This window comes from Rhodopseudomonas sp. BR0M22 (assembly GCF_010907035.1).
In the GTDB taxonomy this organism is placed as follows: Bacteria; Pseudomonadota; Alphaproteobacteria; order Rhizobiales; family Xanthobacteraceae; genus Rhodopseudomonas.
The window spans coordinates 1-2,942 of the sequence record NZ_QUMK01000132.1; the positions used below are offsets into that span (position 1 = coordinate 1).

A 2,942-nucleotide genomic window follows, 5' to 3' on the forward strand; every position below is an offset into this window, starting at 1 on the left:
AGGGGTATAAGAGACAGCCCCTCCCCCTTGCGGGGAGGGGTCGGGGGTGGGGGTCCACGGATGCAGACGTCAATGTTTGGATCGCCAGCGATGATCGACGATCGCCAGCGGTACTTCGCGCAGATGATGCGCCAGAATCCGACGGACGCCGAGCGCGTGCTGTGGCAGCGCTTGCGGCATGAGCTTGTGCTGGCGAATTCGCATTTTCGTCGGCAAGCGGTGATCGGGCCTTTCATCGTCGATTTCGCCAGCCGCGGAGCCAGGCTGGTGATCGAACTCGATGGCGGTCAGCACGATGAGCAGCGCGCCGCCGACGAAGTGCGTAGCCGCTACATCGAGGCTCAAGGCTATCGCGTGCTTCGCTTCTGGAACAACGACGTACTCGGCAACCTCGATGGAGTTCTCGCCGAGATTCAGTCTGCGTTGCCCCCCACCCCCAACCCCTCCCCGCAAGGGGGAGGGGAGCCAAAACCGCGCGCTCCCCGCAAGCCGCGCCGTTCTCGCAGCAGGATTTCAAACTAAATGCCCGACCTCCTCCTCGAACTGTTCTCCGAAGAAATCCCGGCGCGGATGCAGGGGAAGGCTGCTGATGATCTGAAGCGGCTGGTCACCGACAAGCTCGTCGCCGAAGGGCTGGTCTACGAGGGCGCCAAGGCGTTTGCGACGCCGCGGCGGCTGACGTTGACGGTGCATGGCATTCCGGCGCGGCAGCCGGATCTGAAGGGCGAGCGCAAGGGGCCGAAGGTCGGCGCGCCGGATGCGGCGGTGCAGGGCTTCCTCAAGGCTACCGGGCTCGCCTCGCTGGATGAGGCCAAGATCCAGCGCGATCCGAAGAAGGGCGACTTCTACGTCGCGCTGATCGAGAAGCCGGGCAGGCCGGCGATCGAGGTGATCGCCGAATTCCTGCCCGTCATCGTCCGCACCTTCCCGTGGCCGAAGTCGATGCGCTGGGGGGAACGCTCCCGCAAACCGGGCGCGCTGCAATGGGTGCGGCCGCTGCATTCGATCGTCGCCACCTTCGGTATCGACACCGAAGAGCCCGACGTGGTGCATTTCAACGTCGACGGCATCGAGGCCGGCCAGACCACGCGCGGCCATCGCTTCATGGCGCCGGATGCGTTCGAGGTGCGCCGCTTCGAGGACTACGAGGCCAAGCTGTTCGCCGCCAAGGTCGTGCTCGATCCGGCCCGGCGCAAGGACATCATCCTGGCCGATGCCAAGACGTTGGCTCAGGCGCAGAACTACGAACTGGTCGAGGACCAGGGCCTGCTCGACGAAGTCTCCGGCCTGGTCGAATGGCCGGTTCCGCTGATGGGCTCGTTCGACAAGGACTTCCTGACGATTCCGGATGAAGTGATCCGCGCCACCATCCGCGCCAACCAGAAGTGCTTCGTGGTCGCCGATCCCGCGACCGGCAAACTCGCCAACAAGTTCATCCTGACCGCGAACATCGAAGCCAGCGACGGCGGCGCCGCGATCACCGCCGGCAACGAGCGCGTGATCCGCGCGCGGCTCTCGGACGCGAAGTTCTTCTACGAAACCGATCTGAAGACCAAGCTGGAAGACCGGCTGCCGAAGTTCGACCAGATCGTGTTCCACGAAAAGCTCGGCACCCAGGCGGAGCGCATCGAACGCATCGAGCGCCTCGCCGCCGAGATCGCGCCGCTGGTCGGTGCCGATGTCGAAAAGACCAAGCGCGCGGCAAGGCTGTGTAAGGCTGATCTACTCACGGAAGTCGTCGGCGAATTCCCCGAGCTGCAGGGCCTGATGGGCAAGTACTACGCGCTCGCCCAGGGCGAAGACGCGTCGGTCGCCGCTGCCTGCGAGGAGCACTACAAGCCGCAAGGGCCGGCCGATCGCGTGCCGACCGATCCGGTCAGCATCGCGGTGGCGTTGGCCGACAAACTCGACACGCTGGTCGGGTTCTGGGCGATCGATGAGAAGCCGACCGGCAGCAAGGACCCGTATGCGCTGCGGCGTGCGGCGCTGGGAGTGATTAGGCTGTTGTTAGAGAGAGAACTGCGTATCAATCTTTGGCCGACTTATCTTCACGCGCTTTTGCCCATGACACGTCGATGGGTTCGCCAGCAGGCAATCGAGAATAAGCGTCCCTTTGACGAGCTTGGTGAGAAGATTGATCTTTCGCCGGTTTTGGCACATTGGGTCGAAAAGGTGCGCCAACAAGGTGAGTCGCTCGCGGACCAAGAGCGCGACAAGGCGGCCGCGCTCTGTAATGATCTCCTCTCCTTCTTTGCCGATCGCCTCAAAGTCCAGTTCCGAGATCAGGGCGCCCGCCACGACCTCGTCGACGCGGTGTTCGCGCTCGAAGGGCAGGACGACATTCTGATGATCGTTCGCCGCGTCGAGGCGCTGGCGGCGTTTCTTGCGACCGACGACGGCAAGAACCTGTTGGCCGGCACCAAGCGTGCCGCCAACATCCTGCGCATCGAGGAGAAGAAGGACGGCCGCGCCTATGATGGCGCGCCGGACGCGTCGCTGTATGCGCAGGACGAGGAGAAGGCGCTGGCGGCCGCGATCGATCGTGCCAAAGCCGACGCCGGCGCGGCGGTCGCGAAGGAAGACTTCGCCGCGGCGATGACCGCGATGGCGGGCTTGCGCCCGGCGGTCGATGCGTTCTTCGATAAGGTGACGGTCAACGCCGACGACAAGGCCGTCCGTGAAAACCGCCTGAAGTTACTGAACGAAATCCGCGCCGCGACGCGCGCGGTGGCGGATTTTTCGAAGATCCAGGACTAACGGCGGCTGTTGGTTCGCCGCGCCAGCCGCTGCCACGCCACGTCATTGCCGGGCTCGACCCTACGAGATTCACACATCTGGCCTTAGCTTCCAGCCTGCGAGCATGGCTCTGAGGGATTGGAGGCCGTGGAGGATCACGATGGGGCCTGGCTTGCCGTAGTAGCCGGTCCATCCGCCAAGGCGGG

2 protein-coding genes are annotated in these 2,942 nt (G+C 64.4%); both read left to right on the plus strand.

From position 1 onward, the window contains the following. Positions 1 to 90 precede the first annotated feature (90 nt). A complete protein-coding gene (locus DY468_RS24340; RefSeq protein ID WP_164608159.1) occupies positions 91 to 522 on the plus strand; it encodes an endonuclease domain-containing protein in 432 nt (143 codons plus the stop codon). Continuing rightward, positions 523 to 2,757, plus strand: coding sequence for a glycine--tRNA ligase subunit beta (gene glyS / locus DY468_RS24345; RefSeq protein WP_164608161.1), 2,235 nt, complete (start codon positions 523 to 525; stop codon positions 2,755 to 2,757). It abuts the gene before it with no gap. The last annotated feature ends 185 nt before the right edge of the window (positions 2,758 to 2,942 follow it).